The organism is Spirosoma soli, from assembly GCF_042684525.1.
Classification (GTDB): Bacteria; Bacteroidota; Bacteroidia; order Cytophagales; family Spirosomataceae; genus Spirosoma; species Spirosoma soli.
The window spans coordinates 279,918-301,107 of record NZ_JBHULN010000004.1; the positions used below are offsets into that span (position 1 = coordinate 279,918).

Annotated in this window: 15 protein-coding genes; 10 read left to right on the forward strand and 5 right to left on the reverse strand. The window is 49.7% G+C overall.

The window, feature by feature from the left end; all coding sequences use genetic code 11:
* The first annotated feature begins 110 nt into the window (after positions 1 to 110).
* Positions 111 to 3,371 (forward strand): ligand-binding sensor domain-containing protein, encoded by a 3,261-nt coding sequence (locus ACFSUS_RS09030; protein WP_381521724.1) that lies wholly within the window; start codon positions 111 to 113, stop codon positions 3,369 to 3,371.
* Between the two features lie 56 nt (positions 3,372 to 3,427).
* On the opposite strand, the gene ACFSUS_RS09035 is transcribed toward ACFSUS_RS09030, so the two are convergent.
* The 3 genes from ACFSUS_RS09035 to ACFSUS_RS09045 all read right to left on the reverse strand — a co-directional run bounded on the left by ACFSUS_RS09035 (position 3,428) and on the right by ACFSUS_RS09045 (position 6,524).
* Positions 3,428 to 3,841: a DUF805 domain-containing protein gene (locus ACFSUS_RS09035; protein ID WP_381521726.1), complete on the reverse strand. Its 414-nt coding sequence runs from the start codon at positions 3,839 to 3,841 to the stop codon at positions 3,428 to 3,430.
* Positions 3,842 to 4,051: 210 nt separating this feature from the next.
* Positions 4,052 to 5,374, reverse strand: a complete 1,323-nt coding sequence (locus tag ACFSUS_RS09040) for a DEAD/DEAH box helicase (RefSeq protein WP_381521727.1) — start codon at positions 5,372 to 5,374, stop codon at positions 4,052 to 4,054.
* Position 5,375: 1 nt separating this feature from the next.
* On the reverse strand, positions 5,376 to 6,524 hold the full coding sequence (locus tag ACFSUS_RS09045) for a glycoside hydrolase family 5 protein (protein WP_381521729.1): 1,149 nt from the start codon (positions 6,522 to 6,524) through the stop codon (positions 5,376 to 5,378).
* A 170-nt stretch (positions 6,525 to 6,694) separates the two neighbouring features.
* Here ACFSUS_RS09045 and ACFSUS_RS09050 point away from each other — a divergent pair, with 170 nt between their 5' ends.
* From ACFSUS_RS09050 to ACFSUS_RS09060, 3 genes are all read left to right on the forward strand, one after another.
* Positions 6,695 to 8,023 carry a DEAD/DEAH box helicase gene (locus tag ACFSUS_RS09050; RefSeq protein WP_381521912.1) on the forward strand — a complete coding sequence of 443 codons (1,329 nt, stop codon included), beginning with the start codon at positions 6,695 to 6,697 and terminating at the stop codon, positions 8,021 to 8,023.
* Positions 7,989 to 9,167: a DEAD/DEAH box helicase gene (locus ACFSUS_RS09055; RefSeq protein ID WP_381521730.1), complete on the forward strand. Its 1,179-nt coding sequence runs from the start codon at positions 7,989 to 7,991 to the stop codon at positions 9,165 to 9,167. The genes ACFSUS_RS09050 and ACFSUS_RS09055 overlap by 35 nt, the downstream gene beginning before the upstream one ends.
* 328 nt (positions 9,168 to 9,495) lie before the next feature.
* Positions 9,496 to 11,292, forward strand: a complete 1,797-nt coding sequence (locus tag ACFSUS_RS09060; protein WP_381521732.1) for a M61 family metallopeptidase — start codon at positions 9,496 to 9,498, stop codon at positions 11,290 to 11,292.
* Positions 11,293 to 11,356: 64 nt separating this feature from the next.
* On the opposite strand, the gene ACFSUS_RS09065 is transcribed toward ACFSUS_RS09060, so the two are convergent.
* Both ACFSUS_RS09065 and ACFSUS_RS09070 read right to left on the reverse strand, forming a co-directional pair.
* On the reverse strand, positions 11,357 to 11,872 hold the full coding sequence (locus ACFSUS_RS09065) for a DinB family protein (RefSeq protein ID WP_381521734.1): 516 nt from the start codon (positions 11,870 to 11,872) through the stop codon (positions 11,357 to 11,359).
* A 156-nt stretch (positions 11,873 to 12,028) separates the two neighbouring features.
* Positions 12,029 to 12,727, reverse strand: a complete 699-nt coding sequence (locus tag ACFSUS_RS09070; RefSeq protein ID WP_381521736.1) for a pseudouridine synthase — start codon at positions 12,725 to 12,727, stop codon at positions 12,029 to 12,031.
* A gap of 1,243 nt (positions 12,728 to 13,970) precedes the next feature.
* Here ACFSUS_RS09070 and ACFSUS_RS09075 point away from each other — a divergent pair.
* From ACFSUS_RS09075 to ACFSUS_RS09100, 6 genes are all read left to right on the forward strand, one after another.
* Positions 13,971 to 15,029 carry a hypothetical protein gene (locus ACFSUS_RS09075; protein WP_381521737.1) on the forward strand — a complete coding sequence of 353 codons (1,059 nt, stop codon included), beginning with the start codon at positions 13,971 to 13,973 and terminating at the stop codon, positions 15,027 to 15,029.
* A 59-nt stretch (positions 15,030 to 15,088) separates the two neighbouring features.
* Entirely contained in the window at positions 15,089 to 15,826 is a 738-nt protein-coding gene (locus ACFSUS_RS09080) for a hypothetical protein (RefSeq protein WP_381521739.1), read from the forward strand.
* Between the two features lie 188 nt (positions 15,827 to 16,014).
* A complete protein-coding gene (locus tag ACFSUS_RS09085) occupies positions 16,015 to 16,830 on the forward strand; it encodes a YjbH domain-containing protein (RefSeq protein ID WP_381521741.1) in 816 nt (271 codons plus the stop codon).
* Positions 16,820 to 17,974: a hypothetical protein gene (locus tag ACFSUS_RS09090; RefSeq protein WP_381521743.1), complete on the forward strand. Its 1,155-nt coding sequence runs from the start codon at positions 16,820 to 16,822 to the stop codon at positions 17,972 to 17,974. Before ACFSUS_RS09085 ends, ACFSUS_RS09090 begins: the two co-directional genes overlap by 11 nt.
* Before the next feature lie 24 nt (positions 17,975 to 17,998).
* Positions 17,999 to 18,802: a polysaccharide biosynthesis/export family protein gene (locus tag ACFSUS_RS09095; protein ID WP_381521745.1), complete on the forward strand. Its 804-nt coding sequence runs from the start codon at positions 17,999 to 18,001 to the stop codon at positions 18,800 to 18,802.
* A gap of 11 nt (positions 18,803 to 18,813) precedes the next feature.
* Positions 18,814 to 21,138 carry a GumC family protein gene (locus ACFSUS_RS09100; RefSeq protein ID WP_381521746.1) on the forward strand — a complete coding sequence of 775 codons (2,325 nt, stop codon included), beginning with the start codon at positions 18,814 to 18,816 and terminating at the stop codon, positions 21,136 to 21,138.
* Positions 21,139 to 21,190: the final 52 nt, after the last annotated feature.

A 21,190-nucleotide genomic window follows, 5' to 3' on the forward strand; every position in this document is an offset into this window, starting at 1 on the left:
GATGATTTTAAGTTTTTGTTTTATTAAAATTGCTAAAAGATACAGCCTAGCGACATTAAGTAAATAACAAGTATAAACATCGCCCTGAACAATAATGAAAGGCTTCTTTTATGAAACGATTAGCATTGTTCACTATTTGCCTGAATTTTTTGTGCGCATTGTCGGCGGTTGGACAGTGGCAGAAACCATATTTTACGCGACTATCTACCAACGACGGCCTTTCGCAGAGCACGGTTCATTGCACACTTAAGGACAGCAAAGGATTCATGTGGTTTGGGACAAACGAAGGCCTTAATAAATACAATGGCTATACATTTTCGATTTACCGACATTACCGGAAGAATGAAACCAGCCTGGCAAATGACATAGTTTATGATCTGTTGGAAGATAAAACAGGAAAGATTTGGGTAGCAACGGGTGGCGGACTAGACGTATTCGATCGAGCCAGGGATACGTTTTCGCACTTTTTCACCGATGGCCCTCAACTTATAGTCCGCGACATCCTCGAAGATTCCAGGGGTAATCTCTGGGTTGGTACAACCACCGGTCTATACCTGATTGATGCACAACGGAAAACATCCCGAGTTTATACACATCAACAGGTTGCGAACAGTCTGAGTAATGACTTCATTTTTAAGCTTGCGGAGGATAAAGACGGAAATCTCTGGATTGCCACCCAGGGCGGCCTGAATAAGTTTAACCCCCAAACGAATCAGTTTAAACACTACGTGCACGATGCTAAAAATTCAGCGAGCCTCGGGGCAAGCTGGATTAAAACCGTGTACGTAGACCGAAAAAATACCGTTTGGGTGGGTACCCTCGGGGGAGGTGTTGCCAGGTATGACCCAGTCACTGATTGTTTCGCGACTTTTAAACATGATCCGCATAATCCGGGTAGTGTTGCCCACAACGACATTCTGGCGCTGTTAGAAGATGAGCGGGGAAATTTGTGGGTAGGCACCGAGAATGGGGGAGTGAGTATTTACCATCCTCGCCACAACCGCTTCACTACGTTTACGGCCGATCCGGCTGACGATCATAGCCTTAGCAACAATTCGGTTTATTCGCTGTACAAAGACAATATCGGAAACATATGGGTCGGAACGTACTCGGGCGGAGTGAATCTGTTGCCGAAGTTTGGTCAGAAGTTTAAGCTATACCGAAATGTGCCTACCCGAAATAGCCTCAGCAACAACATTGTGTTGTCCGTAAAAGGCGGCTCCGACGGTCATGTCTGGATTGGCACCGATGGGGGAGGGCTGAATATGTTAGACCGCAGCACCGATGCGTTTACCATCTTCAAGCATCAACCCGGCGTAGCCAACAGTCCGGGTTCCGATTACATCATTACCCTCATCAACGTAGAGCCGAATCTGCTCGCGTTGGGTTACCATCGTAGTGGCTTCGATTTTTTTGACACGAAGAAACGCGTTTTTACGCACTACGTACCCGCTACCAATAACCCCAATAATTTGCCTACGTCGAGTGTAAATGTCCTGTTCAAAGATCGGGACACGAATCTTTGGTTAGGAACCTGGGGACGTGGGCTCTATTTCTATGATCGTAAAACGAAACAGGCTACTCAGTTTCTGCACAATCCGGGCGATCCGAAAAGCCTGGGCGATAACCACTTGAACGCCATTTACGAAGATGAAAAAGGGGGCATCTGGCTAGGCACCGAAAATGGGCTTGATTATCTCGATCGAAAGACAAACACCTTCACGCATTTCAAACACGATCCTCGCAATAGCCAGAGCATAAGCAGCAATACCATCAACTGCATACTGGAGGCTCAAAAAGATCATTTATGGGTAGGCACTACGGGCGGATTGTGTTTACTCAATATGGTTACCAGAAAGGTAACGACCATCACCGAAAAAGATGGCCTTACCAATGATGTAGTTAACGCCATACTGCGAGATAATAAAGGAATTCTCTGGATAAGCACCAACAAAGGCGTTTCTGCCTATAATCCGCGTACCAAAACCTTCCGCAACTTTGGCATTCTGGATGGCTTACAGGGTAACGAATTTAAGGTTGGGTCCATTTTTAAAGCGGCCGACGGGACCATCTTTCTGGGTGGTTCAGACGGGCTGAATTCCTTTCATCCCGACAGTCTACAGGACAATACGTATGTGCCGCCGGTCTATATCACTGATTTTCAGGTTTTCAACAAGTCTATCCATGTTGGTGATGCCGACTCTCTACTGACGAAGCATATCAGCGAAACTGAGGCCATTACGCTCAGCCACGATCAGGGCGTTTTCTCGGTTGAGTTTGCCGCTCTTAATTACACGTTACCCGAAAAAAATCAATACGCCTACAAACTGGACGGATTTGATAAAGACTGGACGTATGTCGGCAATAAGCGAAATGCTACCTACACCAATCTGGACCCTGGCGATTATACGTTCCGGATAAAAGCGTCGAACAACGATGGCGTGTGGAACGAAAAAGGAGCCGCCTTAACAATTAGGGTGCTTCCTCCTTTCTGGAAAACCTGGTGGTTCAGGCTACTAGCCATTGGTTTAATCGTAGGGTCAGCTTACGCGTTTTATCAATTCCGGATGAACACCATTAAAGCCCAGAAATGGGCGCTTGAACGAGTGGTCGAAGAACGCACGGAGCGATTGCACCAGGAACAGATACTCAATAAACTGAAATCTCAATTTGTATCGACGGCTTCGCATGAGTTCCGGACGCCATTGGCAACGATTCAATCGAGTGTCGATCTGGTTGGTTTATACATTGATATGCCGCCAGAACGGGCCAAACCGCAGATTCAGAAACACCTGCGTATCGTTGAGAAGGAGATCAGTAAATTCAGCGATCTGTTAAACGACGTACTGACAATCGAGAAAATGGATGCCGGAAAGATGGCCTTCACCCCACAGCCAACCGACCTGTCTGCCATTTGTGAGGACGTCATAGCCACCCATTTTCAGGCCCGTAACGACCATCGTTCGGTCGATATGTTCATACGAGGAACTCCACGCCCGGTTCTGTTAGATCAGAAGCTAATTAGCCAGGCGCTGGTTAACCTGTTGTCCAATGCCTTTAAGTTTTCGAGCACAAACCCAGCTGTTTGCATCGCTTATGACGAAGCGGTGCTTTCGTTATCGGTGATCGACCACGGCATCGGGATTCCCCGTAAAGATTTGCCGCACTTATTTGAGACGTTCTTCCGAGCGGGCAACGTATCAACCATTCAGGGTACGGGACTCGGCTTATTTATTACCCGTCGATCCGTTGAACTTCATGGCGGTTCCATTCAGGTGGAAACGGAGGAGAACATAGGAACAACCTTCACTATTACCTTACCGGCAATGCCTATTAACTCAGTGATCAAGGAAGAGGCTGGCCAAACGTAATAGATACTCGTTTGACCAGCCTAAGTAAGTATTTGGTTAACAGAGGATGAATGCCGTTAAGCAACTGGCTCCAACGTTGAAGAAACCGAGCTGGCTTTAGGATCGGCTCCGTAGCCGTTAGCGCCTTTGGTGCCTTCGCTGATGGCCAGAATAAAATTATAGACCGGGATCAGCGCGTACCACCAGGGTTTCTCTACATCGTGCATTCGCCGGACGCACACCGCCACGGCTGGTACTAGAATGGCTAAGGTGTATAAGCCGTTTACGACGGCAGCCACAGTTGGAGAAATCAGGCTAACGGTGAAGCTAAGCGCCATTGACACGATGGTGTTCACTAACACAAAGTACCAATACTCACTTCGCCGGGCGCGGCCTTTGAAGTCGGCGTATTTCTGTAATACAGTGAGGTAATGGTTTACTGGGGCGAATGCGGTGGCTGGGCCGGTTGCGGAACTTGTTGCTGTGTTCATTAGTCGTTTTAGTTGTTTATCGCCTACTGCGTTTAAAGACAGAGGCTTAGTTGTTTAACGACCCAAAAGTGCAGCCTGCCGGGGCTGTCCAGCAAAAATAAAGAAGCGAATGACGGTGAAGGCCAAACGAAAAGTAGACAAACCGACATGAACCGTTACGTCAACTTCAGAATACGTCGTGTTTATCTGTACGGTGCCAGGTCCTGAGTACTAACGGGCTAGCTCAATCTTATACTTTTTTCCCTTCATTTTTTCGTCTTTTATCCGGTTTAGTAAAGCGTTGACTTTGTCTTTTTTAACCGCGACAAAGGAAGCGAAATCTTTGACCTCAATCAGCCCTATATCGCCTTTATCGAGCTGACCTTTCTGCGAAAAGAACCCAACGATGTCGACTTTATTGAGTTTATTCTTTTTACCGCCACTGACGTAAACGGTTACGAATTCGGGAGGCTTAGGAAGCGTAACCTCGGTTGGCAGTTCTAACGTTTCGAGGGATTTAGCCAGATAGGCAGGTCGGGGCTCATTCTGATGCAGAATAACGTAAGCTGTGCCGGAGGCCAGCATCCGGGCTGTTCGGCCGTTTCGATGCACAAATTCATGGGCCTGCAACGGCAGATGATAATGAATGACGTGTTTCATTTCGGGGATGTCGAGCCCCCGAGCTGCCAGGTCAGTTGTGATCAGATACGTAACGCTGCCATTCCTGAACAGAATCAGCGCCCGTTCGCGGTCGTCCTGCTCCATGCCGCCGTGGTAAAAAGTCGAGTAAATGCCCCGTTCGTTGAGCAGCGCACTGGTGCGTTCGGCGGCTTCGCGGTGGTTACAGAAAATCAGGGCCGCTTCTGAGTTCAGCGAGCAGAGCAGCTGAAACAGCGTGTCAATTTTATCCTTCGCTTCTGAGTAAACTAATTTGATGGTCAAGCCCGCCGGACTGTCCTGTTCCGGTATGAACGATAAGGTGGTGGGATTATTCAACCCGACAAAATTCGGAATGCTGATGCCCGACGTAGCCGACACCAATACTCGCTTCCGAAGGTTACGTAACGTACTAATGATAAATGCCATTTCGTCCTGAAAACCAAGCTCCAGTGATTTGTCGAACTCATCCAGCACCAACGTATGAATACCTTCGGGAGAGAAGGTTCGGCGGGTAATGTGATCCGTGATTCGGCCGGGTGTACCGATCAGCAGCGCGGGCGGATTACTCAGATTTTTGATCTCAGTTTCCATCGAATGGCCACCATAGCACACATTGACCTTGTGGCCGGTCGCCATTTTTCGCCATACCTGCTCAATTTGCAGAGCCAGCTCCCGAGTTGGGGCTAAAACGAGGCACTGCACAGTTGCCTGGCCGGGCTTGAGTAGTTGCAAAATGGGTAACAGGAAGCCCAGCGTTTTACCCGAACCGGTGGGGGCAATCAGAAACGTATCATTGTCCTGAACGATAGCTTGTTTAGCTGCTTCCTGCATTGGGTTTAAAGCCGCAATGCCTAAGCTTGCCAGGATTTGGGTTTGTTGGTCCCCCTTCGTCATACTAGTACTTCATCAAAAGGTTGAGCAACTTACGGTCCAGCTTATGGCCGTGCCAGTCTTCGTAGGCTACGTCGGCGCGTTTAGAATCCAGAACCCCGAAATCGCCGATAAACTCCCAAAGGGCGAATCCAATCTGGTGGGATGTCAGGATGTCGAGTACGTCGGTAAACCAGGCTAAAAATACGTCGTGGGGCGTTTTGTTCCAGCAACCGCACTCTCCGCAATGCACCCCGACGCCCTTATTGACCAAGTCGATCCACGGCTGGTAGAAGGTTTCCAACATGGCCCGACTCAAGTATTTATCGCCGACTTGTCCCGGCCACTTAGGTTCGGGCAGGTTCTCGGGATCTTTGTTGGCCCAGGGCGCTTTATAATGCGAAATGATACCCGGATGATAGCCTCGGCAGCTTTGCCCAATGTTCAGGTCCGTGATTTCCGGAATGACCGACGTGCCGGTATCGTTACCGTCGGCAATGATCAGGTGATTTGGATTCTCTTTCCGAATCGCGGCCGAAGCGGCCACTGCCAGCTTCCGGTAGAGTTCGCCGGGAACGGTGCTGCGGGCCGAATGCTGGTCGTTCATGTCCTGCCGCATACTCGGCTCGTTCAGCAAATCGAAGCTGATCTTGTCGGACGATACGTTCTTGTACCGCTTCGCCCACATGTTCCAATGGAAACAAAAGGCGTCGAGGGCCTGCTGATCGGTCCAGAGGTTATAGGGTTCGTGAAAGCCCGCGTTGACGCAGTAGCCGGGCGCGCGGTGCAGGTTCAGGCTAACGTGCAGCTTGTATTTATGCGCCATCGTCACCATCGTATCAATCCGTTCAACGGCCTGCTCGTCAATCTGGTAGACCTCCCCGGGTGTGATGTTGCGGCTCCGGTCGAACTTTAAGTAAAACGGGTACGCCATCGGGAGCCGAACAAAGTCAAAGCCCCAGTCCTGCATCCACTTCAGCTGTTCCTCCTCCGTCTTCCGACGGCCGCGCGTCGGATCGGGCGAAAAGAAGTCCAGCAGATTAAAGCCTTTCCATTTCGGCAACGTATTCGGCCGGGTAACGGTCGGTTGCGACACGGCAAAGGCCGCGGAGCCGGTAGCGGTCAAGGCCCCGGCCGCTATTCCCGTGTTTTTGATAAACGTTCGTCGTTGCATTGAGGGAGAGCATTAGGAATGCACAAACATACGCAAAAGGGCTTGTATGCTATGTTTTCTTTGTTTTTGGCCCAGAGGATTGACTGAACACCATACCTACCGGCTACGTTTTCTATAACAGGCTCATCGAATACCCGTACCTTCGCAGTTAAATGAAGACAGCAAAGACGATGACGTTTGACGAACTGAATGTAAATAAACCACTGATCAATGCCCTGAATGATCTGGGGTATACGACGCCCACGCCCATTCAGGAAAAAGTGTTTTCGGTGGTGATGTCGGGGCGCGATGTGTGCGGTATTGCGCAAACCGGTACGGGGAAAACGCTGGCTTATTTGTTGCCCTGTCTTCGCCAGTTTCAATTCTCGAAAGAGAAATTACCGCAAATCCTGATCATTGTTCCAACGCGGGAACTGGTGGTGCAGGTGGTCGAATCGGTCAAGAAACTGACGACTTATATGAACGTCGTGACGGTCGGGGTCTACGGGGGCGTCAACCTGAAACCGCAAGCGGCCGAAGTACAGCAGGGGGTAGACGTCCTGGTGGCCACCCCCGGTCGATTAGTCGATTTACTATCTGGTAAATTTCTGAAAATGAAAGCCATCAAAAAGCTAGTCATCGACGAAGTGGACGAAATGCTGAATCTTGGCTTTCGGGCGCAGTTAAAAACTATCCTTGATCTGTTGCCGCCCAAACGGCAGAACCTGCTGTTCTCGGCCACCCTTACCCCCGATGTTGAGCAACTCATCGAAACGTATTTTAACAATCCCATTCGGGTGGAAGCCGCGCCTGTAGGGACACCGCTGGAAAACATTTCGCAGACGGCGTATGTGGTTCCGAATTTTTATACCAAGGTCAATCTGCTGGAATTGCTGCTTCGTCAGGAAACCGATATGACCAAAGTGCTGGTCTTCGTGGCTACCAAGCAACTGGCCGATCAATTGCACGAACAACTCGAAGAGGAATTTCCTGACCAGGTAGGCGTCATCCATTCCAACAAAGCACAGAACTATCGGTTTGAGTCCGTCAACCAGTTTAAGGCCGGAACGTACCGTATTTTGATTGCTACTGACATCATTGCCCGTGGGTTAGACGTGGCCGAAGTGTCGCACGTGATCAATTTTGATACGCCGGACGTACCGGAAAGCTACATTCATCGGATTGGGCGAACGGGCCGGGCGGATCGGAAAGGCATAGCCATTACGTTTTTCACCCCGGCTGATGAAGAGCAACGGACGGCCATCGAGCAATTGATGAACTACCCGGTACCTGAGCTACCATTGCCCCACAACCTGGTTATTTCAGATGTGCTTACCGACGACGAAACCCCCAGGGTGAACATGAAAGCCATTACGGTGAAAGTGCCTAAGCGCGAGGACGTCGGTCCGGCTTTTCACGAGAAACTTGATAAGAATAAAAAGGTAAACGTACGGCGCAATCATGCCGCCGAAAAAATGAAGAAATATGGACGACCCATCAAACGGAGCGGGAAAAAGTAAGAACTCGTTTGCCTCCCTTGGCTTATCGGAGCCATTGTTAAAAGCTATTGAAGAGCAGCAATATACCCGGCCGTACCCTATCCAGCAAGATGCCGTGCCGGCCATTCTGCAAGGCAAGGACATACTGGGTATTGCCAAAACCGGATCGGGCAAGACGGCCAGTTTTGTGCTACCCATTCTGGAGTTATTTCACCGGACAAAAACGGTTAGTAGTCGGTTTGCCAGCGTATTGGTGCTGGTACCAACGCGCGAACTAGCCGTGCAGGTGGCTGAAGTTTTCCAAACGCTGGGAACGCATCTATTTCCGAAAGTAAAAACGGTGGCGGTTTACGGTGGCGTGTCCATCAATCCGCAGATGATTGCCGTACACGGAGCTGATATTGTTGTGGCCACACCAGGGCGGCTGCTGGACTTGCTGGACCAGCGGGCGCTACGGCTATCCGATGTTGAGATCCTGGTGCTCGACGAGGCCGACAAAATGCTTGAGCTGGGCTTCGCCGACGAAATGGACAAGCTGTTTGACTTGTTGCCCGAGAAACGGCAGACGGTCCTGTTTTCGGCTACGCTGGGCGATGCCATTCAACAGATCAATGCTACACTGCTTCGGAATCCGGTGACGGTTGAGGTCATTGAAGAAGAACAGAATCTGGATCTGATTAAACAACTAGCCTACCGCGTTGATGCGGAGCGGAAAGGTCCGTTGCTACGCTATTTGATTAAGACGGGTAAGATGAAGCAGGTACTCGTGTTTGTCTCATCAACCCGAACGGCCGATAACCTCGTTGTGAAACTCAATAAAAACGGTATTCAGGCGGCAGCCATCCACGGCGATAAGGCCCAGGCTACCCGGACGGAGGTTCTCCAAAAATTTAAGTCTGGTAAGCTCACGGTAATGGTTGCAACAGACCTCATCTCTCGGGGTATTGACATTCAGTTGCTGCCGTATGTCATTAACTTCGAGCTACCCCGTTCGCCCAAAGATTACGTGCACCGCATTGGCCGGACCGGTCGGGCGGAAGCACAAGGCGAAGCGATTTCATTGATTACACCCGACGACGAGCATCACTTCAAGATCATTCAAAAGAAAATGCGCAAGCGCGTCGAGATCATCGAAACCGCTGATTTTGACTTAAAAGGCTATTGATGCTGGTTGGGCGCAGATTAGGCATCGTCTCCAGACTACGTTCAACAAAAACAGCCTATATACATATAAAGAGACTATTATGTGCGCACTGTTGAGCATAGTCTCCAGACTATGCTCAGGCGTTACCCGGTCTCTGACCGGTGTTCATGGTAGCTGGTCCGGTCAGAGACCGGGTAACGCTGGAACCGGTCCGCCGGTGCGGTAGTCTCCAGACTACGTTCAACCGGTTGCCGTTCATCCTTAAATACTTCCGAAAAAAAAAGTGAGTGTTTAGCCAGGCGATGGATTCACGTATCTTGCTCCATTCTATTGATCATAAAATAAGTATATGAAGACCGTACGCATTCTTTGCTTACTCTTTTCGGCGTTCGCGGCTCAGGTCTCGGTTGCCAAGCCAACTACACCCCTGGTGTACGAAGTCAATCTGAACGATCGGGCCGACGACCAATTTAAGGTCACGTTGCGAGTTAGTGGCTTGACCGCCGACAATGCCGTGTATCAGTTTGCTGCTACGGCGCCGGGTACGTATCAGATCATGGATATTGGCCGCTACGTGCGGTCGTTCAAAGCGTTTGACGCAAAGAATAATGAGCTAAAAACGCAGCAACTGTCGACGAATCAGTGGAAGCTCGACCAGCCGGAAAAGGTCCGTACCATTCAATATAGCATTGCCGAAACCTGGGATACACCGGTGAACGAACACAAACCCTACAACATGTGCGGTACGTCCATTGAAACCGATCACGTATTAATTAATGGACAAGGCGTGTTCGGTTTTCCGAGCGGTATGCAGAGCGCCCCGCTGGAAGTAAAGTTAAACTACCCGGTGGAGTGGGCGGTTGGAACGGCACTGGATAAAAATGAGAAGGGCTATTTTGTAGCGGCTAATTATGATCGGATGGTCGACTCACCCATTCTGCTGGGGCGGCTCACGAAAGCGACAACAACGGTGGCCGGGGCACAGGTCGATGTGTACACCTATTCAAAAACCGACAAGATTAAGTCGGACCAACTGCTGAACAACATGCAGTCGATGCTCAATGCGGCCGGTCAGTTTTTGAAGCAGCTGCCCGTAAAACGGTACACGTTCCTGTATCATTTCGAAGATCAGGACTGGGGTGCCTGGGAACATTCGTACAGCTCAGAATATGTCATAAAAGAAGATGAGTTTACGAAGAAGCTGGCCGATAATATGACCTCTATCGCTGCGCACGAATTTTTTCACGTGGTCACTCCGCTGAATATCCACAGTGAAGTGATTGAGCGGTTCAATTTCGTTACGCCAACGCCGTCGGAGCATCTGTGGTTATACGAAGGGGTAACCGAATGGGCCAGCGACGCCATGCAGTTGCGCGGTCAGATCATGGATTTGCCTACGTACTTCGATGAACTGAGCCAGAAGATTGCCTATGACAAAAGCCTGGACACGACCTACAGCCTGAGCAAGCTGGGGATGACCTGCTACACCGACGAAGGCCAGCGGCAATATGGCAATATCTACGCCCGTGGGGCCTTGGTAGCTGGTTTACTAGATATTCGTTTGCTGGAGTTGTCCAACGGAAAACGTGGATTGCGGGAGGTTGTCAATGAGTTGGCTAGTACGTACGGCCCCAACAAGGCGTTTCCGGAGAAAGACTTCTTCGCTGTCTTCGTGCAAAAGACGTATCCAGAGATTGCGGATTTCTTCAACCGATACGTAAAAGCCGCTGAACCGTTGCCATTTAAGGACTATTACGGGAAGCTAGGGATCACTTACACGCCGGCCATCGCTACCGGCGACAAAGCGCCCTCGATGGGCATGAAACCGGCCTTTGTCGACAATAAATTTTATCTCACGAAGGTTACCGAACCCCTGCTCAAAGCGGGCATACAGGAAAATGACGAGTGGGTTGCCTACAATGGACAAGCTCTGACGCTTCAGTCGATTGGCAAAATTCAGGGTGAACTGAAACAGTTAAAAGCAGGCGATACCTACGACGTAACGGTTCGGCGGAATGGACAGGAGGTAACCGTAAAGAATACGATGCTTGAAAAAGACGTGATCAAGCAATATGTTTTTCAACTCGACCCGCAAGCCACACCCCAGCAACTACAATTGCGTGAGGTATGGCAGCGGAATTTGTAAAAGAGAACTTCTGTAGCACCGATAAGAGCCATGACGACATATCGGTGCTACAGAAGTCATACAATTAAAAGTCTGTTTCGTCAGCGCTGGGGCCGTAGCTGCCGGGAATCGGAATATTCAACAGCCGTAAATAGACGCCGAGCTGAGCCCGGTGGTGAACGATCTGGCTGTACGTGATTCGGATGAATTCGCCCTTGGTGGTTCGGCTATGGATCTGGTCCCCCGTTCGTAAGGTCCAGATTGGGTCGAGCTGCTCTTCCGTCGCCTGGCTGATAGCAGCCTCTCCTTCGGCGAGTGAGCGTTCAAAGTAATCCAGCAGTTCTTTCGTATTCTCGATAGGCGTAGGCGTATAGGCCATCACCGCAAAGTCCAGTTCGTCGGTGTTGAGCACCAGGGGTACCCAGGTCGGTAGTTCCGCAATGTGAGTCGCCAATTGGCGAATGGTCATGCTTTTAGGGTGCGGTTGCCAGTCGAATTTATCGTTAGGAATCCGCTCCAGCATCTTGCGCGTTGTTTGCGCTTCCTGCTCCATCTCCTTTGACAACATTGAAATCGGCGACGTAATTGACATCAGTGACATAGTCTTTGCGTTTGGTTGATGCTACAAAGTAAACAGGCACTAGTGACAGCCCTATGTCAGTAGGTTTTGAGGGATTTCGGGGCGTAATGTTCCCTGCCCCTGGCTCCTCTACAGTGGGAGAGGGGTCAGGGAAACGAGTTGCTATTAATCCACACATCAAATCAGCGCAAACAGCGTTGTCAGCATGCGGGCGAACTCGGGTTGGTAGGGGGCGGTAATGCCAATATGAGCTTTGGTAGCGGGGTGTTGACACTGAAGGGTATGGGCGTGGAGCAGCATCGTATTCATAGCGAAGTGATCCTTGAAGAGCTTATTCTGCTTGTTGCAACCGTGGGGACGGTCGCCAATGATTGGGTGCAGAATGTGGGCCATGTGTTTACGAAGCTGGTGCATCCGCCCAGTGGTAGGCGTAAGCTCGACGAGAGAATACCGGGAAGTGGTATGTTTGCCAGATGGTATTGGCACTTCCGTACGTTGGAGGGTTTTTACACTTGTAAAGGCATCCTGGAGAACACCATCGTCGCGCCGGAGTGGGTAATCAATTTGTTGCTCATCGGGTGTGTAGCCACGGACAATGGCGAGGTATGATTTGCTCACCAGGCCATCGGCAAACTGTTGTTGCATGGCTGCATTCATGGTTTCGTTGAGCGCGAATAAAAGAACGCCCCCCGTTTTCCGATCAAGGCGATGTACGGGATACACCCGCTGCCCCAACTGATCGCGCAGGAGCTGAACGGCAAACTCGCTGGCATCACTCGCAATCGGTGACCGATGGACCAGTAGACCATGTGGCTTGTTAATGGCTACTAACTCGTCGGATTGATAAAGTATAGAGAGAGGATTGGAGTGAGACATTAGAAAATAAACCTGCGGGTAAATGGGAGTTGGGATTAACGATCAAATGTAGGTATAACAGGTAGTAGCCTAGGATTGGTTTATTGTCGCTTTATTTAGAAATGGTATGGATGTGCTGCCAGGTTGGTTCGGCACAGTTTAAAAACTACGGTGACAATACCCTCCTTGGCAGGCCTGATCTCCAGACTACGCTCAACGGGGACATATGATACCAACGCAGGAAAGCAGCGTAATACTGCAGGATATTGTCGACCGGGATACGCGTGTGGCTAGACAACTCGTCTTGGAGATAAGTAAGTCGACTTATTGGCTAAAGATGAGCTATTGGCTATTGACCGATAACTTTTCTAAATGGCTTAACTAGCCTGACTAGTAAACTCCTATGCCAACTTGCCTGAAGATGCTGTGATTTAAAATATTAACTATAATAACATAATGGTAACTTTTAATTTATAGCGAATAAGAACCACTTTTGATTAGAGAATGCAGGTAGTACTAAGTATTTTTTTAATGTGTTTTTAATAGAGGGTTGCGTCTATAAATTTTGCATGGTCCCTAATTATTTTGTAGCTACAATAGTCTAACAATCAAGTTTGTTTAACAATACTGTAACAATTTGATAGGTAGTATAATTAAATTAGGTATTTTTTATAATATATAATGATATAATTGTATAATATGAGGAGAAGATACAGCTCTAGGTATTTATATATACGCTTAGTAAATAAATATGGATTGCTAAGCGATAAAAAAAAGTTTTTTTAAAAATCCATGTATCTTTGTTCGTCTAGTCGGCAATTCAGTATTTATACTTAATCAATTAGATACTATATAACAAAAAAATATTGCTTAAATGGTAACAAATATTTGAATATATGTATATTTGTTACCAGATCAATAAGGTAGAGTTGGAAAGCACAATTGCCATGTCGTCAGGTAGTGTTCATTGAGCCTATCATGAAAGGACTTGCAGTGTTACGCATTACCTGAACTCCATAAACGTCAGTGTCGGTATTATTATAAATAAGCTGAAAAGCTTACCTGGAGATTCTTTGTGCCATTCACACCTTAATGATGTCTTGATGACACCCATAGACTTAGTTGCCAAACACAGAGCTGAGAACAGCTCTACCAGTAAAGCTGACGTGCCTTCGCCAGCCTACTAACCCAATTCGAATACCTCAAACTTTACCATACACTAATCTGCTTACTCGTTGAGTTTCGCTCATTTCACCATTCAACCATGAAAACTGTAAAAAGCAGAATTCGATTACTTCTTTACGTCTCCTGCTTGGCAGGTACTCTGTACAATTGCGGTACAAAAGACGTCGAGCCAGTCACTCCATTTACGTACACATTTAAGGGCTTTGATAACGTGAAGCTGCCCGAAGTTACGCCTACTGCTCCTGCGGCTGTATCAGTAACGGCTGCTTCTGTTACTTCGTCAACGGCGGCTGCTGCCGTATCGTCAGGATTGTCAAACCTTACGGCCACCGGACAAGTACCTGCCGCTGTACAAGAAGCAGCGGCCAATGTGAGTAAAGCTATTCCAGCTGAGAAGGCGGCTCAGCTCGTCGCCAGTTTTACACCAGACGTACTTAATACGGTCTCTACAGGCGGCAAACTACCCGCTAATCTGGAGACAGAGGTAAAAGCTATGGCAGCCAACCCGGCTACGAAAGGTTACTGGCCAACGTACACGTTACCAACTGTTAATGGAAAGCCAGTGGGTGGGCGGGCTTCTGCCCCGTCTGGCGCCAGTGTAGTGCCAGCAACCCCAGTTGCCTACGCGACCACCGACGATGATGCCTGCAAGGCGGCTGCAAATGCAGCTTATAACTCGGCCGTGCAAAACCTGGACGCGGCCAAAGCAAGCCAAACGGCGGCTATCAATAGCAATTACACACAGCTTGAAACCGCTATTAAAGCAGAAGCTGCTCCCTGTAAAGCTGGTTTACCTGCTAAATACGATCCCATGCGGGCATTAGCTAAGCAAACGTTGGACGCTAGCTTAGCCAATCTGGATGCTGGAAAAGCGGTTTTAGGGGAAACGACCTATAACTTGTTAAAGGTGCTGTTGTTAGCATCTTACGCTGACGGATTGAACTTGTTCACAACACTGCAAAATGCTGAAGCTGCCGCCTGCGATGCTACGGGCACGGCTAAATTAGCGGCTGCTCAGGCTGCTCGTGACGCTGACCTAAGCAAAATCAACAGCAACTATAACAATGCGTTAAGCCCATTAACGAGAGCTCGTGATCAGGCAGTTGCCAGCTGCCACAACCAGGGTAACGGAGGTTGATCTGGTTAGTTTAATCAGACGCATACCTTCAACTTTCATAACCTCATCTGACCGTTATAATGAAAAATACATACCTTTTCTCAGCCATCGCTGTGGTGGGCGCCTTGTTGGCAAGCCCAGCCAAGACCCAGGCGCAGGTTAACCTCAAGAGCATCAGCGTGGGCGCCAGCTACTGGGCTCCTTCCTTAGACTACTGGAACAACCGCTCGTTCCTGATCGATTACAATGGTGGTCAGGGGGCCAAGCTGTCGGGCACAGTTATGCCAACGGCTGCTGTCGAAGTAGGCCTCGTGAAAGGTCTGTCGGTGGGCGGGCGCGTGGGCTACTGGCAAAAATCAGCGTCCAGCAGCCTCAGCATTGCCGGTATTAGCCGTTCCGAAACGTTTAAGCTCTCCATTATTCCGGTGGCGCTTGACCTCAAATACACCTTTGCAAAGGCGGCTACCGTGAGTACAACAAAGCAGGCTGATGGCACCGAAGAGAAACCCAAAGAGCCATTTCTGACGCCTTATATCGGGATCAGTGTAGCGCGTTATTTTATCAATAACGATTTCAGCCGCCAGGTGGTGAACAACAGCGGCTCGCTGAACGAAACGCAGGCGGGGAATAACTACGGCGTACAGGTGTTTGTTGGTGCCGAGAAAAAACTGGTGAAAAAGCTGTACGTCGGCCTTGATGTGCGCTATCACCTGGGCAGCTACAACCAGGTAGTTAGATCAGAAACGACCACCACAACTGAAAAAGTCAGTTTGAATGGGGTAGAAGCTGGCTTGTCGCTACGGTTCAAATTCAACTAAGCTTATTGTTGCGGGTTCCTGTCAGGCTTTTGGGTTGGCTGAGCTAAGCGCCCTTGTCTGGTGTGTCCGGATCGCGTCAAAGCGATACAAGTTCAGGAGCCAACAAAGCTTCTGCATGCACTTACTTTAAAAATCGACTAGTTACATCGGATAACGTATATAGATATACGTTCAAAAGAACAGCGTCCATGAAGACCGCTAGAAAGGTTTTGTTCATCAGTTTATTCTTACTCAGTATCGCTTTGCCGATGCCGCTTTTGGCGCAGGTAAACATATCGGGTAAGCCAGGGCTCATGTACATTCCTTCCGCCGATGTCCTTGAAGACGGGACGTTCTCAATCGGGTATAATTACAACCCGGTTGATTATGCATTTCGGTTCAACAAGAAGAATTCGGAGAGTATCTGTTTTGTCAATCTGGTGTTGTTACCCAAGCTGGAAGTCAACATTAATCTGTTGATGCCCAATGGACCAGTTCGATTTCAGGATAGGGGTATTGGCGATCGGCAGATTGATCTGAAGTATGCGCTGCTGACCGAGAAGGCGAAACGGCCATCCGTAGCCCTAATTCTTTCGGCTCCGTTCGGTATCGACAATTCGCTGGTAACTTACGCCTTAGCCGCTACCAAGCACGTTCCAGTAACAAAGACCATCACGGCTGGAATAACGGTAGGTATGGGCAGTCCGTATTCAATTTATCGGGCTGAGGTTAGAAATGATCAGAACGCTGATATCTTCTCGGGCTACACCCTGAAGGACAAGCGAGATAAGCCCTACCATTACCTGTCAGGACCGTTTGGCGGGGTAAACCTTAGCTTTGCCCGGAAAGGCGGAGTTATGGTCGAGTGGGATTCGCAGCATCTGAACGTGGGTGCTTATACGACGTTGTTTACCCACTGGACCTTACAGGCCGGATTGCTTAATGGCGATCAGCTAACCTTCGGTACGTCGTACTCGTGGCCGTTGCTTAAACTGCCCAAACGGGTGAAGAAGCATGGGGCGTAGAGCGAAGGGTAACGGGCATAAGGCTGGGGGCCGGGGGCGAAGGGCTTGGTTGATGGGCGTGGGGCTGTTCTTTGGAGTGGTGTCGGAAGGGCTTGCGCAGGTGCAGTCGGTACTGACGAACTACGAAAACCTAACGGTCGACAGTGTGCAGCACCGGGTGTACTACGAGCAACGGTTGTATCGCAACCCGCTCATTGGCATCCTGGAATTGGCCGAGCCATTGGCTGCGCAGGGAATCGGTGAGTTTGTACCACTCTACCAGGGTGTACCCATCGCTCGCTATCGGATTGCACCAACGTTCGGTGTCAACACCTTATCGCGGCAGGAGCGAACCGATTGGGCGAAAAGGCATCCGTTTGACAGCCGAAGGTATAAGTTTGACTTTCGGATACAACCGGAGTTCATTGCTCAGTTTGGCTTTCGGGAGCAGACAGTAGAGAGTAAAACGAATGTGCTGTTGCAAAGCCAGCTGTATTTAAGTCGGGGACTGGTACTGAACTGGGGCGTGTTGGTTCCGCTGGTTAACCATCTGGACGATCAGGCCCTGAATGTGCGACCGGCGCCCACGTTTCTGAATCAGTTTCTGGCCCTCGACGGGGTGAATTTTATGAGTCTGTCGGCCGGTTTGTTTTACAATGATCAGTATGGCCTGAATGTGCAATACCGCCATGCAGACCTCACCAAAAACTGGTCGTTTGGGCTGGAGTCGAGCTATACGGGCTTTTACTTCTTCCCCAGGAACGGCTTCTATTACCAGTCGCCGGAGCACGTCATGGTGCTGGCGGATGTGGCGTACCGATTTCCCTGGCGTGATGTAACGCTTAAGCTCTCGGGAGGCCAGTATCTGTACCAGGATCGGGGGTTTCGAATCGACCTGATCCGGCAGCTGGGAAACGTAGAAGTAGGCTTTTATGCCATGAGAACGGGGAATGGCGGGACCGGCGGCTTCAACTTCGCCATTCCTATTCCGCCCGGACGTATTCTGCAGGGGCAGCGGCTTCGGTTGCGAACGACGGAAGAGTTTAGATGGGAGTATGCGTACAGCCGGGGGTATAAGATTGGCTCAAGGTACCGAGTCGGTAACCAGCTGGATGCACTGCTCCGCCAGTATCACCAAAGCTATTTGCAGAACCAGTATCGATAACGAAGTATTAGTAACGTGACTTGTATGAATTTACGTAATGTGCGCGCCCAGCTTGGGAGTTGGTTTATTGGGTTATGTGTGGGACTGACAAGTTGCGTGTCCAGCAAGGAACTGGTGCTGTATCAGAAGCAGGGAACGGGTAAAGATACCGTGGCGCTGGCTCCGCGCTACATACCGACCATAAAAGCCGGTGATGTATTATCGGTGCAGGTCAGCAGCCTGAGCCCCGAAGCTACAGCGTTCTTCAACCCGTATACTACTATCTCAGCTATGTCTGGAGCCGGAGTACAACAGCCAACATCTACAACTCCCTTACCTTATACGCCTGGTTATCTGGTGAACGAAGCCGGACAGATTGAATTGCCGCTGGTGGGTAAGCAAACCGTGCAGGGGCTGACCAACACGCAGGCGGCTGCCCAGATCCGGCAAAAGCTGCTCGATTTTTTGAAAGAACCCACCGTAAATGTACGTAACCTAAATTTTCAGATTGCCGTGACGGGTGAAGTGGCCCGACCATCGCTGTTCTCGATTCCCAACGAACAAATCACGTTGCCAGCGGCTTTAGGATTGGCGGGCGACATCACGATCTATGGCCAGCGCACCAACATTCTGGTCATTCGGGAGGAGAACGGACAGCGGACCTTCAACCGGATTGATTTAACCAAGCGCGATGTGTTTCAATCGCCTTTTTATTACTTGCATCCGAACGATGTTGTGTATGTTGAGCCGGGTAAAGCCCGCATCGCTAATGCCGACCGGACGTATCAGGTGTTGCCCATTGTTTTGAGTGCTCTATCCTTTATTGCCATTGTTGTCAGCCGATTTTAACGAAAAAGAACATGGTTACAAATCCATATACCCCGTACCAGGCTTACGAAGTCGAACAACAGCCTAACCTGCGTGCCGTGCTGATGCGCTATGTGCGCAACTGGCCCTGGTTTGTGTTGTCACTATTGCTGGCGTTGGCAGCGGCTTATGTGTACCTGCTCTACCAGCCACCGGTCTACAAGGTGCAGGCCAGCCTGTTAATCAAAGACGAAAAGAAAGGCATTTCCGACCAGAGTTTAATGAAGGAACTCGACATTTTCACGACCAGCAAAGTGGTGGAAAACGAGATGGAAATTCTGAAATCCTACACCCTTATGGATCGGGTGGTGAACAACCTGGGGCTGGATGTTCGGTATTACCATCCAACCAATACGTTCAAGCAAGAGATCTACAATGACTCCCCCATTCGGTTGATTGTTGAAAAACCTGAGCCACAACTGTATACCGAAGAACTGGAACTCAAATTCGTGGATGGTAAAACGGTACAGCTGAACGGTCAGAATTATCCGGTAAATCAAAGCATCAAGACCCCCTACGGTCAGCTACGTGTGTTTACTCGAAAACCCATCAGCAGTAAGCTGGAGCCCGTTATTGCGATGGTATCTGACCGTACAGGGACTGTTGAAGACTACCTGAAAAACCTAAAGGTTGAACCAACCGCCAAGCAGTCGACGGTGTTGGTGATGAACCTGGAGGAGCGGGTGCCCGACAAAGGTGAGGCCATTCTGAATCAGCTTATTAACGAGTATAACAAAGAAGCCATTGTTGACAAAAACAAAGAGGCCAGCAACACGCTTTCGTTCATTGAAGACCGGTTAGGGCTGATTTCGGGTGAACTGTCCAGCGTTGAAAAAGAAGTAGAGCTGTATAAATCAACGCAGGGCATTACGGACCTGAGCGTGCAAGCGCAAACGTTTCTGACAACGGTCAAAGAAAACGATACGCAACTGAACGAAGTGAATATCCGGCTCAGTGCGCTGGAAGAAGTGGAGCGGTACGTGCAGAATCAGTCGGGTGATAAAGGCGTAGCGCCCGCTACGCTCGGCATGAGTGATCCGGTTCTGATGGGTTTGCTGACAAAGTTGTCTGAGCTGGAATTGAAACGTGATGAGTTGTCGCGAACTACATCACCCAACAACCCGCTGTTGCAATCGCTGGATAGTCAGATAAAGACGATGAAGACCAGCATCAACGAAAACATCCAGACCATGCGTCAGCAGCTGACCCGCAACCAGAATCAGTTGATGACGAACAACCGACGTATGGAAAACATGATCCGTACGGTGCCCGGTAAAGAGCGGGCGTTGCTGAACATTACACGCCAACAGGCCATCAAAAATGGTTTGTATACCTACCTGCTACAAAAGCGGGAAGAAACGGCGTTGTCGGCTGCTTCGGCGGTGTCGGATAGCCGCACGGTAGATGCCGCCCGTACGGGAAGTAAGCCCGTGAAGCCGGTTAAAATGACCATTTTCATGATTTTTAGCCTGCTTGGCCTGCTCATTCCAGTAGGAATTATCAGTGCGAAAGACGCGCTAAATAATCGCATTCTGCGTCGGTCGGATGTGGAAGAAGCTACGCAGGTGCCTATTCTGGGTGAAATCGTGAAGAGCCGCCAGATAGCCGCTGATAACATGATTTTTAAACCACGACTGCAATCGGTTATTGGCGAACAGATCCGGGCGCTACGTACCAACCTTCAGTTTCTGCGCAGTGACCCGCACAAAAGCCAGGTGCTGCTGTTTACCTCCAGCATTAGTGGCGAAGGCAAGTCATTTATCTCGCTGAACCTGGGCGCTAGTCTGGCACTGGTCGACCGCACGACGGTTATCCTGGAAATGGATATGCGCAAGCCCAAATTGCACAAGAGCCTGCACATAGAAAACCGGGCTGGTCTGAGCAATTACCTGATTGGCGAAGCGACCATCGACGAGCTGTTGCGCCCTATTATTGGTTACGAAAATTACTACATCATTACGGCGGGGCCACTGCCGCCGAACCCGGCTGAGTTGTTAAGCTCACCCCGACTGGCGCAGTTGTTCGATGAGCTCAAAGCCCGTTTCGACTACGTATTAGTCGATTCGCCACCGGTGGGCCTGGTAACTGACTCACAGTTAATTGCGCCGTTTGCCGATGCCACCATGTTCCTGGTGCGCCACGACCATACGCCAAAGAACTACCTGAAGATGCTCGATACACTTTATAAGGAAAACCGGTTCCAGAAGCTGAGCATCATTCTGAACGGCGTAGGCGAAGGCGAATCGTATTACTACAGCTATAGCTACGGCGACTACTATAGCAGGGGGGATAAAAAGCCTCGCCTGGGGGGTGCTTAGTGATAATACCGACTTTTCTGTTCCAACCTGACATACTACACTTAAAATTTGA